Annotated in this window: 12 protein-coding genes; 4 read left to right on the forward strand and 8 right to left on the reverse strand. The window is 49.5% G+C overall.

The annotated features are described in order from the left end of the window. Positions 1–25 precede the first annotated feature (25 nt). A complete protein-coding gene (gene secA, locus BBI15_RS10985) occupies positions 26–2,542 on the reverse strand; it encodes a preprotein translocase subunit SecA (protein ID WP_068869601.1) in 2,517 nt (838 codons plus the stop codon). Between the two features lie 306 nt (positions 2,543–2,848). After that, positions 2,849–3,418: a ribosome hibernation-promoting factor, HPF/YfiA family gene (gene hpf, locus BBI15_RS10990; RefSeq protein ID WP_068869602.1), complete on the reverse strand. Its 570-nt coding sequence runs from the start codon at positions 3,416–3,418 to the stop codon at positions 2,849–2,851. Positions 3,419–3,544: 126 nt separating this feature from the next. Here hpf and BBI15_RS10995 point away from each other — a divergent pair, with 126 nt between their 5' ends. After that, on the forward strand, positions 3,545–4,252 hold the full coding sequence (locus BBI15_RS10995) for an SDR family NAD(P)-dependent oxidoreductase (protein WP_068869603.1): 708 nt from the start codon (positions 3,545–3,547) through the stop codon (positions 4,250–4,252). Between the two features lie 68 nt (positions 4,253–4,320). Here BBI15_RS10995 and BBI15_RS16660 read toward each other — a convergent pair whose 3' ends face one another. The 4 genes from BBI15_RS16660 to BBI15_RS11015 all read right to left on the reverse strand — a co-directional run bounded on the left by BBI15_RS16660 (position 4,321) and on the right by BBI15_RS11015 (position 7,909). Beyond that, positions 4,321–4,980 (reverse strand): ComF family protein, encoded by a 660-nt coding sequence (locus tag BBI15_RS16660; RefSeq protein WP_237150863.1) that lies wholly within the window; start codon positions 4,978–4,980, stop codon positions 4,321–4,323. Next, positions 4,977–6,305 carry an ATP-dependent helicase ComFA gene (locus BBI15_RS11005; protein ID WP_084632834.1) on the reverse strand — a complete coding sequence of 443 codons (1,329 nt, stop codon included), beginning with the start codon at positions 6,303–6,305 and terminating at the stop codon, positions 4,977–4,979. Before BBI15_RS11005 ends, BBI15_RS16660 begins: the two co-directional genes overlap by 4 nt. 38 nt (positions 6,306–6,343) lie before the next feature. After that, positions 6,344–7,174 (reverse strand): DegV family protein, encoded by an 831-nt coding sequence (locus BBI15_RS11010; RefSeq protein ID WP_068869605.1) that lies wholly within the window; start codon positions 7,172–7,174, stop codon positions 6,344–6,346. Positions 7,175–7,348: 174 nt separating this feature from the next. After that, on the reverse strand, positions 7,349–7,909 hold the full coding sequence (locus BBI15_RS11015; RefSeq protein WP_068869606.1) for a DUF4440 domain-containing protein: 561 nt from the start codon (positions 7,907–7,909) through the stop codon (positions 7,349–7,351). A gap of 131 nt (positions 7,910–8,040) precedes the next feature. Here BBI15_RS11015 and BBI15_RS11020 point away from each other — a divergent pair, with 131 nt between their 5' ends. Then, positions 8,041–8,649, forward strand: coding sequence for a 3'-5' exonuclease (locus tag BBI15_RS11020; RefSeq protein WP_068869607.1), 609 nt, complete (start codon positions 8,041–8,043; stop codon positions 8,647–8,649). 73 nt (positions 8,650–8,722) lie between these two features. Here BBI15_RS11020 and BBI15_RS11025 read toward each other — a convergent pair whose 3' ends face one another. Next, entirely contained in the window at positions 8,723–9,397 is a 675-nt protein-coding gene (locus BBI15_RS11025) for a response regulator transcription factor (protein WP_058383351.1), read from the reverse strand. Between the two features lie 28 nt (positions 9,398–9,425). Then, positions 9,426–10,571, reverse strand: coding sequence for a sensor histidine kinase (locus BBI15_RS11030; protein ID WP_068869608.1), 1,146 nt, complete (start codon positions 10,569–10,571; stop codon positions 9,426–9,428). Positions 10,572–10,723: 152 nt separating this feature from the next. Between BBI15_RS11030 and BBI15_RS11035 the strand changes: the two genes are divergently transcribed. Continuing rightward, positions 10,724–11,359 carry a YigZ family protein gene (locus BBI15_RS11035; RefSeq protein WP_068869609.1) on the forward strand — a complete coding sequence of 212 codons (636 nt, stop codon included), beginning with the start codon at positions 10,724–10,726 and terminating at the stop codon, positions 11,357–11,359. A gap of 163 nt (positions 11,360–11,522) precedes the next feature. Beyond that, on the forward strand, positions 11,523–12,599 hold the full coding sequence (locus BBI15_RS11040; protein ID WP_068869610.1) for an LCP family protein: 1,077 nt from the start codon (positions 11,523–11,525) through the stop codon (positions 12,597–12,599). Positions 12,600–12,653: the final 54 nt, after the last annotated feature.

Raw genomic sequence — 12,653 nt, forward strand, 5'->3', positions numbered from 1 at the left:
TGCTCTTCGGCTATCGAACACTTGTTTACGAAGCTGCCCCATGGCAGTTCTTGAATTTCTTGCCGCTGCCGCATGGGCATAGGTCATTGCGGCCTACTTCCATTTCCCGGCGGGCGGGCTCTTTCTTCTTGCGGGGCGCCTGGGCGCCTTCTTTCGGGTTGACCGCTTGGCCTTTCGCCACTTCTTCGCGTTCGAGATTGTTCTTGATTTCCGCTTTCATTGCGTATTTCGCAACGTCGTCTTCAATCGACTCGATCATCGCTTCAAACATCGCGAAGCCTTCGTTCTGGTATTCGCGTAGCGGGTCGTTCTGGCCGTATGCGCGCAAGTGGATACCTTGGCGCAATTGGTCCATCGCGTCGATATGGTCGATCCATTTCGTATCGATTGAACGAAGCAGGACAACTTTCTCGAATTCACGCATGCGCGTAGGCGTCATTTCGACTTCTTTTTCATCATAATGCGCGGTTACTTTACTGCGCACGAATTCGATGATCTGTTCTTGCGTCTTGCCTTCGAGATCCTGTTCAGTGACGGCATCTTCCGGCAAGAGATTCGCGGAGATCACTTCCGTCAACGATTTCAAGTGCCACTCTTCCGGCTTCTCGGCTGCGGTATAGCTTGCGACCATGCGGCCGATCGAGTTGTCGATCATATTATCGACAAGTTCGCGCATATTGTCGGTCTCGAGCACTTCCATCCGTTCCTTATAGATGATTTCGCGCTGTTCGCGCAGGACATCATCATATTGCAACAGGCGTTTTCGTGCATCGAAGTTATTGCCTTCCACCCGTTTTTGGGCGGATTCGACAGAACGCGTCACCATGCGGGATTGAAGCGGCTGGGAATCGTCCATGCCCAGCTTGCCCATCATATTGCGCATGGAGTCCGAGCCGAAACGGCGCATCAGGTCGTCTTCAAGCGACAGGTAGAATTGAGTCACGCCCGGATCTCCCTGGCGGCCTGAACGCCCGCGCAGCTGGTTATCGATGCGGCGGGATTCATGCCGCTCGGTGCCGATGACTGCGAGCCCGCCTGCTTCGATGACCCCTTCGCCCAATTTGATGTCTGTTCCGCGCCCTGCCATGTTCGTGGCAATCGTGACGGCGCCTTTCTGGCCGGCATCCAGGATGATTTCAGCTTCGTGGGCATGGTTTTTGGCGTTCAAGACCGAATGCTTGATGCCTTTTTTCGTCAAATAGGCGGAAATGATTTCCGACGTCTCGATCGCTACGGTACCGACTAGGACCGGCTGCCCTTTTTTATGGCGCTCGATGATGTCTTCAGAAACCGCCTTGTACTTGCCTTCGGTCGTCGCGTAAATCAAATCGACGCGGTCGTCACGGATGATCGGCTTATTTGTCGGAATCGAGATAACGTTCATATTATAGATATTGCGGAACTCTTCTTCTTCCGTTTTCGCCGTACCGGTCATGCCGGACAATTTCTCGTATTTGCGGAAATAGTTCTGGAACGTGATGGTCGCCATCGTCATCGATTCATTCTGGACTTCGAGGCCTTCCTTGGCTTCGATCGCCTGATGAAGCCCGTCCGAATAGCGGCGGCCTTTCATGAGGCGGCCGGTGAATTGGTCGACGATGACCACTTCGCCGTCCTGGACAACGTAATCGACATCTTTTTGCATCGTAACATGCGCTTTCAGTGATTGATTGATCGCGTGGTTCAAGCGGACGTGGCTCAAATCGAATAAATTGTCGATGCTGAAAGCTTTTTCGACTTTCTCGATGCCTTCTTCCGTCAGGACGACGCCTTTTGTCGTTTCATCGTATGCGTAATCCGTGTCTTTTTGCAGCAGGCGGCCGAACGCATTCGCTTGCATATAGAGCTGTGCAGATTTCGCCGCCTGTCCTGAAATGATCAACGGGGTCCGTGCTTCATCGATCAAGATCGAATCGACTTCATCGATTACGGCAAAATGAAGCGGACGCTGGACCATGTCCTCTTTATAGAGCACCATATTGTCGCGCAAATAATCGAAGCCGAGCTCATTATTCGTGCTGTAGGTGATGTCCGCCTGATAAGCTTTACGTTTCTGTTCTTTCGTCAGGCTGTTGACATTGAGCCCAACTGTCAAGCCGAGCCAGTTATACAGTTTGCCCATTTCTTCGGCATCGCGGCTCGCCAAGTATTCGTTGACTGTCACGACATGGACGCCTTTTTTCGTGATGGCATTCAAATAGACGGCCATCGTCGAAGTCAAGGTTTTACCTTCACCGGTCTTCATTTCAGAAATATTCCCTTGATGGAGCGATGCAGCTCCCATGATCTGCACACGGAATGGATACATTCCAAGTACGCGCTTCGATGCTTCGCGCACCGTAGCAAATGCTTCAGGCATCATGTCATCGAGCGACTCGCCTTGTTCATAGCGTGATGTGAATTCGGCTGTCTTCGCTTTTAAGGCTTCATCTGTCTTGGCTGTATACTCATCAGCCAAGGCTTCCACCTGGTCTGCCACTTTTTCCAATCGTTTCAAATCCCGTTTGTTCGGGTCAAATACTTTATTCAATACTCCAAGCATGTTTAACCGCTCCCTGCATGGCGATTCAGGCTATCGGAAGCCCATTAACCGCTATTGCTCATATTTTCATTCTCTGGGTTTATCTTAATCATTTGCAGCATTTTCAAGAAAAATCTCATCATTCATTTTAACACTGCAGTATAAAGCGTGCAAACAAAGCATTTCCCTTTAAACAGCAAAACAATTTTGAAAGAAACAATTTTGAAAGAAACATTTTTGATATAACTTCATGCCAGGAACGAGCTTGGGTAAATCCAGCTAAAAAAAAGCACAATAAAAGCCTCCCGCTACGGGAGGCTTTTCTGTTTATGAAGTTGTCTCGATCAGCCCGTACGAACCGTCTTTCCGTTTGTAGACGATATTCGTGCCGTTCGACTCCGCGTCGGTGAAGACGAAGAAGCTGTGCCCAAGCATATTCATCTGCAGGACTGCCTCTTCCTCATCCATCGGTTTCAAGTCGAATTGCTTTGTACGCACGATTTTCAAATCTTCCTCTTCATCCGTTTCTGCCGCGCCATTATTCTGCGCTTCGCTCTCTGCTGCTGCAAAGGCTAGGCCCATCCCTTCGCGGTCACGGAATTTGCGGTTGACTTTCGTTTTATACTTGCGGATTTGACGCTCCAGTTTTGAAACGATCAAATCGATCGCTGCATAGAGATCATCGTGCCGTTCTTCAGCACGCAGTGTTAGGTTTTTCATCGGAATTGTGACTTCCACTTTTGTTTGGTTATGGTTGTACGTTTTCAGATTCACCATTGCTGTTGCATTCGCCCCATCGGTGAAGTAGCGTTCGATTTTCTCTACCTTCTTCTCGATATGTTCGCGAATTGCGGGAGTTACCTCAATATTCTCGCCTCTGATGTTGAATTGCAGCATGTGAACTCCTCCTTCTGTTTTGCTATCTATCTATTTCTAGTTGTTCCCTCCGGAATCCTTCTTGAAACGTAAAAAGTTTCAGCAGGATAGTAAAAAGGTAAACAATATGACAAGGAGATGAAGCCCATGTTTACAAATAAAACGATTGTAGTGACAGGTGCCGCACAAGGTATCGGGGAAACCGTAGCACAATATTTTCAAAAAGAAGGCGCAAACGTCATCGGCTTGGATATTGAAGAGGTCAAGATCGACGGTGTGGAATACCGCCAATGTGATGTAGGGAGCTTTTCGGAAGTCGAACGCGTCTTTTCTGAAATCCATAAAGCCCATGGCAGCATCCATGTGCTGATTAACAACGCCGGAGTTTCAGAGTTCACGCCACTTTGGGAATTGACCGAAGAAGATTGGGACCGCGTGCTCAATACAAACTTGAAGAGCGTCTTTATCTGCAGCCGTGAAGCTGCCCGTTATATGGACGAGGACATCCGGTCGATCGTCAATATGTCCTCGACAAGAGCGTTCATGTCAGAACAGGGGACGGAAAGCTACTCCGCTTCCAAGGGCGGGATTTTTGCGCTCAGCCACTCACTTGCCGCAAGCCTCCACCCAAAAGGCATACGCGTCAACTCGATCGCTCCCGGCTGGATCCACACAGGAGATGCAGAAGAATTGCGCAAAGTTGACCACGAACAGCATTGGAGCGGGCGCGTAGGCACTACGGACGATATTGCCAGAGCATGCCTATTCTTGTCGAATCCGGATAATTCGTTTATCACTGGGGAGTGTTTGACGATTGACGGCGGCATGACGCGCAAAATGATCTATGAACATTAATACAAACGTGAACGGCTGCTCCATGCGGCCGTTTTTTTTTTGCCTAAGAGTCAGTCACTTTTTCAAGCTTACGCGCGAATCAAAGTGAGTATGCGGATCGACTCTGCGCCCGCTTCCTGCAAAGTTTTTGCTGCCTGCCGCATGGTGGTGCCTGTGGTATAGAGATCATCCACCAGCACCAGCTGCTTCGGGACCACTCTCCCGTTCAATCGAAACAACTGCTTTGTCGCCATCCGTTCCTGGCGGGTTTTCTCCCCCAAAGTTTCACCGCATTTCTCCAGCAGATGACTGTATGGAATCCCCGCCGCCAATAGCAATTCGTCCACTTGCGAAAAGCTCCGTTCGCGGAGCTTTTCTTCATTCAGCGGAATCGGCACCACCACTCCCCGCTCATTCTTCAAAACTTCCCGTAAATCTTTGGCAAACACTTGAGCCAATAAGACATCCTTCAAAAACTTGTACTGGTGGAACCAGTCTTTCATGGCATCGTTGTAGCGGTAAAGACTTGTTCCCGATTGGATGAGTTCACGATAGCCGTTCTCTTCCCAATAACGGCAATCAGGGCATATCGTTTCGCCTTCCTTGCTGCAAATTCGGCAACCGTGTTCGGTGATCTTCGAAAATTCTTTCCGGCACGGCTGGCATGCGACTTCCATTGGTTCGTAGAGGAAGATGCCGCGCCATGAGGGCACAAAACGCAATGCCTGGTCACATAGACAACAGTTCATGCCCTTCCCTCCTTATTATAGAAGAGGATCTCGTGTCTTGCCGCGTCCATTTGGCGGGTAATGCCATTATGGAAAAAGATGACCTCCCCGCCAGGATCTTTTGTGCTTCTTCCGACTCTCCCTGCTATTTGGATAAGCGCTGCCCGGTCGAATACCCGGTGGTCGGCGCCGATGACTGCGACTTGCAAATGGGGAATCGTGATGCCGCGTTCCAATATGGTCGACGTGGCAAGGCCTGATAAAGCGCCTTCCCTCAATTGCATCACTTTTTCTTTGCGCTGGGGGTCTTTGGAATGAACCGCGGCGATTGTCGGATCGATTTTTTGCAGTAAGGGGCTTGCTTGCTCAATCAATTGGACGGATGGGAAGAATAATAGGAACGGCTGTTGTTTCTGCAACTTGTCTTCTATCCAATATTTCAATGCAGCAGGGACCTTTTCTTTTCGGATCTGGCGTTCATAATTCCATAGTGCCCGGTACGCAGGAACTGGCAGTGGCGCTCCATGGTAACGCTTGAATATCGTAGATTGTGCGGAAATGCGGTTTTGGAGAGTTTTGGATGGGGTGGCGGAAATGTAGATGACAGGAGCGGATGGCTTACCGGCTTTTTTCACCGCCCGTTCGAGCGATGGGTCAAGTGAATACGGAAATGCATCCGCTTCATCGACGAATAATAAATCAAAAGCTTCGTGGAATCGATACAATTGATGGGTGGTGGCTAGGATGATTTCTGCGTAGCCGCTTTGTTCGGGGCTTTCTCCGTAGAGCGTGTGGATGGTGGCATCTGGGAATGCCTGCTTGAATCTGGGGGAGAGTTCGAGTATGACATCGGTGCGCGGTGCAGCTACGCAAATGCGCAATCCTTTTTGCAGCGCCTCGTGGATCGGGGAAAATAGAATTTCCGTCTTGCCGGCACCACAGACTGCATAAAGCAGGTGGTCCTCTCGCTTGCGGATGCTTTTAGAAATGGCTTTTGATGCGTTTTCCTGCAACGGCGTCAGATTGCCGGCCCATCCAAAGGCACGGGGGCCGGCATTCGCTGCAGCTGGCGTTTGCCATAAAACCAATTCCGTGCAGCTGCTGATGCGCCCCATCTTGATGCACCTTCTGCAATAGCTGCACACTTTACCGCATGTCGCGCACGGGAACGGGATGACATACTCCGTTGATGTCTCGTGGCACCTTGTGCACTCGCCATCAGCCGATATGCCGTTGACGACAATTGCATTGCCTTGATCGATGGCTTGTTGGATGAGTTCTTGCGGGAACGGGATGAATTGCTTAATCCATATCCGCCCTGTCAGAAATGCTTCGATTGCTTGCATGGAGTTCCTCCTTTTTATAGCCGAAAGGCCTTGACCGGTCATTTCTTTGCCCAGCCAAGGCCCATCGCGCCTTCTCCTAAATGCGTGCCAATGACCGGACCGAAATGGGAAATCGTGAATTCCACATCCGGGCAGGTAAGTTCAAGCTCCGCTTTCCATTTTTCCGCTTCTTCCAGCCGGTTGGCATGAATGACCGTTGCTTGAAGCGGGCCTTTGCCGCAGTCTTTTTTCAATTCTTCCGCAATGCGGTTCATCGCTTTTTTCCGCGTGCGGATCTTTTCATACGGGACAATCAGCTTGTCCTGAAAATGAAGCAGCGGTTTGATCTGGAGCATGCTGCCGACCAAAGCCTGCGCCCCTGACAACCGTCCGCCGCGCTGCAGGTGGCGGAGGTCCTCTACCATGAAATAAGCGCGCAATGTCTTTTTCATTTCTTCTAGCTCTTCGAGAATCCCGCTTGCATCCATGCCCTGCCCTGCAAGGTCCGCCGCTTTTAACGCATAGAAGCCTTGAACGGCGCAAGCGATTTCAGAATCGAATACATGGACATCCACGCCCTCGGTCATGTCCCCTGCCTGCTTCGACCCGGCCATCGTCCCGCTGATGCCGCTCGACAGGTGGATCGCCACCACTTCATCGTATTGCCGAGAAAGTTTCTCGTATAACGAAACGAACTCACCGACAGGCGGCTGAGAGGTTTTCGGGAGTTCTGTCCGCGCTTTCTCGTAAAATTCCAAAGTATCCAATTCGGTTTCTGCGTAGGACTCATTGCCGAATGTAATCTGCAAAGGCACTACGTGTATGCCTTTATCTGCTGCTTGCTGCTTCGGGATATATGCTGTACTGTCAGTCACTATTGCTGTTTTCATTTTCAATCAACCTCCACTGCTATCTTACCAAAACTTGCCTGCCGATAGGCATAAAATCCAGGCCATCGAAAGGCCAATTCCCACTATTTTTTGAACCGGGGCGAATCCAAAAAAGCTTTTCCGGCTACAAGCACCTATTTGCCTGCGAGGAAAAGCCTTTCGTTCAGTTTTCCATTATTGATTTCCGATGAAATGCAGGCTCGTCACTTTCCAGTCGCCCTGCTCTTTTTTGAAAACGACCACTTGGCGGCCGGATTGTTGCATTCCTTGCTCTGTTCCGGCTTCATTCATTTCCACATCGATCGTGGCGAACACTTCCGCCCGGTCCTCTTCGTATTTGACGATCGTTTCGTCGCTTGTCGTATATGTCGTATCGTAATTTTCAAAGGCTTCACTTAATGCCTGTTGATCTTCTTCACGGTCGAAACCATCCGGGTTTTCAGCGATGGTTGCCATATAGCGATCCATGTCTTCAGCATTGAACGCGGCGATGTATTCCTCATACGCGCCAAGAAGTTCCTGTTTTTCTGCTTCTGGAACATCCGCTGCGATGACATCTCCCTCATCATCCAATGTAAACCCTACTTCTTGGTCTGTGATGCCGTGTTCAACCGCATTATTCTCGTTGGTGGCATTGCCGTCTTCTGCCGTGTTGCCATTGACCGGCGACTCGTCCTCGCCCGAGCAGCCTGCGAGCGTTAGCATGAGCCCAGTTGCCATTATCCATTTTTTCATGATGCATTCCTCCTTCGCTCATTTTGCCATAGGTCTGCACGGAATACAATGAAGAAACGGTGTCAATATGCGACAGGACAATTCCTTCCGCCGTCATGTACAATGGAAGGAAACCGAAAGGAGACGATCATTTGGAAAAATGGGAGGCAGAGCGTTTGCTCAACCAGAAAATGCAGGACACACGGACGTACCCGAAAAGAAGAACCGCCACACGAGCGAAAAAATACAATTTGACGATGGAGCCGGCAGAAAACTATATCGTACTGGATTTTGAAACGACCGGCTTGCGTGCAGGCGATGATAAAATCATCCAAATCGGTGCCGTTAAGTATATCGGGCATCAACAGCAGGACACGATGTACTTGTTGATCAATCCGGAACGGCCGATTTCGAGCACGATCACGCGTATTACAGGCATCCGCAACGGAGATGTCCAGGATGCGCCGGTCATCGAGGAAATCGCTCCCCAGTTGATCGACTTTATCGGCGATTTGCCGATTGTCGCCCATAATGCGCCATTCGATATGGGATTCCTTTATGCACTTGAGCACATCACGCCGGTGCCGCCTTACCAAGTCATCGACACGGTCAGGCTGGCACGCAAATTCATCACCGAAACGCCGAACCATAAGCTGACCACTTTATCCGCTTATCTCGAGCTCGAGCACAATGCGCACGATGCGCTCGGCGATTGCCTGGTCACCGCATCGATCTATCAGTTCTGCATCGGACGCATGTAAAAAAGCGCCGGAAGCTTTGGCTTCCAGCGCTTTTTATATTTGGCATCAGTTGAACCGACTGCCTATATGCTTTTTAACGTACTTCCACCCAACCGTTCTTAATGGCTGTGACCACTGCTTGGGTACGGTCATTGACCTGCATTTTTTGCAGAATGCTCGACACATGGTTTTTCACTGTTTTTTCAGAGATGAACAAAGTTTCACCGATCACGCGGTTGCTTTGCCCATCCGTCAACAGCTGTAAAACTTCGCTTTCGCGTTTTGTCAACAAATGGTAAGGCCGGCGGATTTCCGTTTGATGGAAAGATCCCTTGTTTTCACGTTCGCTCAAGCGGCGGAATTCCATCACCAGATTGCGCGTCACTTTCGGATGCAGGTAAGACCCACCTTTTGCGACCACTTTAATGGCCTGGATGATGGCGTCTGCATCCATTTCCTTCAGCATATAGCCAAGCGCGCCTGTTTTAAGGGCATGCGTCACATACGATTCATCGTCGTGAATGGACAGCATAATGACTTTAGCGTCCGGGAATCTTTCGATTAGTTCACCCGTTGCTTCGACGCCGTTTTTTTGCGGCATGTTGATATCCATCAACACCACATCTGGCTGGTGCTCTTCGTATAGTTTGATGACTTCCTCGCCGTCGCCGCCTTCTGCGACCACTTCAAACGATTCTTCAAAGTCCAGGATGCGCTTAACGCCTTCCCGGAACAATTGGTGGTCATCGATAATAATAATTTTTGTCATTATGTCGTCCTCCTCAAAATACCATATCTTACATACCCGCCTTCAGCGGGATATGAAACATTAACACTGTTCCTTCGCCGAGTGTGGAGTTGATGAAGAACTCCCCGCCGATCAATTCAATCCGCTCCCTCATTCCGGTGAGGCCGAATGACTGGTCCTTGACGATTTCCTGGTCAAAGCCGGATCCATTGTCTTTGATGATAATGGACACTTGTTCGGCGAGCCACTCCATCTTGACTTCAATATCTGTCGATTTGCCGTGGCGGATTGCGTTCGAGACCGCTTCCTGCACAAGCCGGAAAATGGAAGTCTCAAAATTATTCGGTAGCCGGACCTCGTTTCCATTGGAATGGAAAAACAGCCGGACGCCGCGATTGTATTCTTCAATCGTCTCCAGATACTTTTTCAAGGTCGGCACAAGTCCGAGATCGTCAAGCGCCATTGGACGCAAATCATAGATGATGCGCCTGACTTCCGTGAGCGCTTGCCGTACCATATCCTTTAACGAAGAAATTTCCTTGAAGGCTTTATCCGCACCTTTTTCGCGGTAAGTTTTCTCGATTAAATCCGAGCGCAACAGGACGTTCGCCATCATCTGCGCAGGCCCATCATGGATCTCGCGCGACAGCCGCTTGCGTTCTTCTTCCTGGGCTTCGATGATTCTTAAGCTGTAATCCTGCTTGCTTCTTGACTTGTCGACCGCATCCCCGAAATCTTCCAGATCCGATGACAAATAATTGGTGGCCACATTGATTTGATTGACCAGCCGCTCTGCCCTTTCAATCGTCTGGAGAAGCTTTTGGAGTTTTCGCTGGAGCCGGTCCCGCTTTTGCCGGAACTTCTTTTCCTCGGCGCGGTTCAAAGATAATTGGACTTGCAGTTCGTTGGCCAGCTCAAAAGCTTCACGTACCTGGCTTTCAGTGAAAGACTCGAATGAACCTGATAATTCCGCGAGCCTTCTCCGCGCCGAACGGGTCCGCTCTTCAAGCGCGTCGCCTTCCGCGATGATGCGGCTGATGTTTGCCCTGACGTTCTCCAGTTCGTCTTTCATCTCTTCATAGCTGTGGCGACTTTCTTCGCTAATGGCGAAAATATCCTGTTTCGACTGGTCCATCTTTGCGACCAGCTCGTCAAAGATGGAATCTAATGAAGTTCCATCATTTTTCTTTGCCATTCTAAAACCGCCTTAGCTATACTTACTGTAACCATCCGTTTTCTTATTTCATGCGCTTACGGGCTTTAACAAGTATATCACTATATACGCAACAGCATATTAAGAATACATTACAAATTATCTGATTTCATTTTACAACAGGGGGAATAAAAATGCGAGAAAATTACATAACAGTAGGTTCTTCTGCCAGTGCAGAAATACTCATAAATAAGTCACGTTTCATCGGCCATGCCGCGAGAGCCGAGAGCGAAGAAGAAGCGCTGGCATTCATCGATTCGGTCAAGGCGCAACATCGCCAGGCTACCCACAATTGTTCAGCTTACCTCATCGGTGAACACGATTCGATACAAAAAGCGAACGATGACGGGGAACCAAGCGGAACGGCTGGCGTCCCTATGCTGGAAGTGCTGAAAAAACAAGGATTGAAAGATACCGTGCTGGTCGTGACGCGCTATTATGGCGGCATCAAATTGGGAGGCGGCGGTTTGATCAGGGCTTACGGAAAATCCGCTTCGGAAGCGATCGCCGCATCAGGCGTAGTGGAGCGCCGTTTGCATCATTTGATGAAGGTCTCCATCGACTATACTTGGCTTGGCAAAATCGAGAACGAATTCCGCCAATCGGATTACCCCCTGGCAGGTATCGATTATTCCGATGTAGTGGTGCTCTCCATCCACGTGCCTGTCGAAAAACACCGCCAATTTATCGACTGGGTCAATGAACTGACAAATGGGCAAGCCGAAATCGAATCGGCGGATACCGAATTCCTCGAATTCCCCCACGCTTAGTTTCTTTTCGTTTACGCACGGAAAAAATCACTGTATAATATCCACAGCACAAAAAAATGAAAATTCGTAAATTCACTATGCCCAACAGACCAGTGAAATGAAACATGCATGTGCCCGGCTAAACACAAAGCCGCACATAATCCCCCTTAGAGGAGCAACTATAATGAGTAGAAAAATGAAACGGGAGGCAAAATCCAGCCGGCGGCGTAAAATCGTCAAAATCTCTGCCATCCTGGCCGTCTCCCTGTTGATCAGTTTATCCGCTTTTGGAATTTGGCTCGTGAAAAAAGCCGAATTTGCGGCGAACAACGCATATGAATCTGCGGACGGCCGCGACAAATCCGATCTCCGCGATGAACAGGTCGAACCCTTGAACGACAATATCTCGATCCTGTTCATCGGCATCGATGATAGTGCCGCAAGAAACCAAAGCAGCGATAACATCCGCTCAGATGCTTTGGTCTTGGCGACATTGAATAACGAGGATAAGTCCGTGAAGCTGGTGAGCATCCCGCGTGATACGTACACGCTCATCCCGGACTCTGGCTATGAAGACAAAATCACCCATGCTTACGCATTGAACGGCCCGCGATCGACAATCGAAAGCGTGGAAGGCCTGCTCGATGTACCGGTTGATTATTACATGACGATGAACTTCGATGCCTTCGTCGATGTGGTCGATGCACTCGGTGGGATCACTGCAGACGTCCCGTATGACCTGAAGGAAAAAGATGAAACGGATTCCCACAATGCGATCGAACTCAAAGAAGGTACCCAGCACCTTAATGGCAGTGAAGCATTGGCGCTGGCCAGAACCCGTTATTACGACAATGACATTGAACGCGGCAAGCGTCAGCAGATGATCCTTGAATCGATCATGGACAAAGCCTTATCTGCAGGATCCATCACTAAATATGGCAATGTCATCGATGCGGTCGGGGACAACATGAAAACCAATTTAAGTTTCCGCGATATGCAAGCATTTTTCGAATATGCGAAAAACGGTAAACCGGATGTGGAAACGATGAGCATCAAAGGTTACGATGATATGTCGACAGGCATTTACTATTATATGCCCGACGAAGAATCGCTTGAGGAATTGAAAGACATTCTCCAAAGCCACCTGGGGTTGAAACCCGATACTTCCAACCTTTCTTTAAATGAAGAAAATCTCACCGAGCAAGCTCTTCCAGCTCCTGGAACAGACCCTGAAGATGAACAAAAAAACTGGCAACCGTAATGGTTGCCAGTTTTTTTCGTTTCATGACCCGCCCAAAATAAAAAAAGCGGCCGC

The organism is Planococcus plakortidis (assembly GCF_001687605.2).
In the GTDB taxonomy this organism is placed as follows: Bacteria; Bacillota; Bacilli; order Bacillales_A; family Planococcaceae; genus Planococcus; species Planococcus plakortidis.

Bases quoted from the DNA above. Each gene is read 5' to 3' on its own strand.
- BBI15_RS16660 (WP_237150863.1), bottom strand. From the start codon at position 4,980: ATGAACTGTTGTCTATGTGACCAGGCATTGCGTTTTGTGCCCTCATGG.
- BBI15_RS11030 (WP_068869608.1), bottom strand. From the start codon at position 10,571: ATGGCAAAGAAAAATGATGGAACTTCATTAGATTCCATCTTTGACGAG.
- BBI15_RS11015 (WP_068869606.1), bottom strand. From the start codon at position 7,909: ATGAAAAAATGGATAATGGCAACTGGGCTCATGCTAACGCTCGCAGGC.
- BBI15_RS11035 (WP_068869609.1), top strand. From the start codon at position 10,724: ATGCGAGAAAATTACATAACAGTAGGTTCTTCTGCCAGTGCAGAAATA.
- BBI15_RS11005 (WP_084632834.1), bottom strand. From the start codon at position 6,305: ATGCAAGCAATCGAAGCATTTCTGACAGGGCGGATATGGATTAAGCAA.
- BBI15_RS11040 (WP_068869610.1), top strand. From the start codon at position 11,523: ATGAGTAGAAAAATGAAACGGGAGGCAAAATCCAGCCGGCGGCGTAAA.
- BBI15_RS11025 (WP_058383351.1), bottom strand. From the start codon at position 9,397: ATGACAAAAATTATTATTATCGATGACCACCAATTGTTCCGGGAAGGC.
- secA (WP_068869601.1), bottom strand. From the start codon at position 2,542: ATGCTTGGAGTATTGAATAAAGTATTTGACCCGAACAAACGGGATTTG.
- BBI15_RS11010 (WP_068869605.1), bottom strand. From the start codon at position 7,174: ATGAAAACAGCAATAGTGACTGACAGTACAGCATATATCCCGAAGCAG.
- hpf (WP_068869602.1), bottom strand. From the start codon at position 3,418: ATGCTGCAATTCAACATCAGAGGCGAGAATATTGAGGTAACTCCCGCA.
- BBI15_RS10995 (WP_068869603.1), top strand. From the start codon at position 3,545: ATGTTTACAAATAAAACGATTGTAGTGACAGGTGCCGCACAAGGTATC.